The following is a 231-nucleotide window of genomic DNA, read 5'->3' on the forward strand; positions in this document are numbered from 1 at the left end:
ATATGTTGACATCCCCGGCCTCGGACTTGTTTCGGGGTTGGAGATTCCTTTTGAAGTAAAACACTAGCGAGGACGCAGTGCGCGGGGCCGCCCTATTCCGGTGGTTGCCGTGCCGCTCAACGCGGGTGTCGACCGGTTCTGATTGATTTCGGGGCCGAGTAAACATTCACGGAGAGTTTGATCCTGGCTCAGGACGAACGCTGGCGGCGTGCTTAACACATGCAAGTCGAA

1 rRNA gene is annotated in these 231 nt (G+C 56.7%); it reads left to right on the forward strand.

The window, feature by feature from the left end:
* Positions 1-165: 165 nt before the first annotated feature.
* Positions 166-231, forward strand: a 16S ribosomal RNA gene (locus PUR56_RS00635); the annotation flags it as partial.

Source organism: Streptomyces sp. BE303 (genome assembly GCF_036290945.1).
Taxonomy (GTDB): Bacteria; Actinomycetota; Actinomycetes; order Streptomycetales; family Streptomycetaceae; genus Kitasatospora.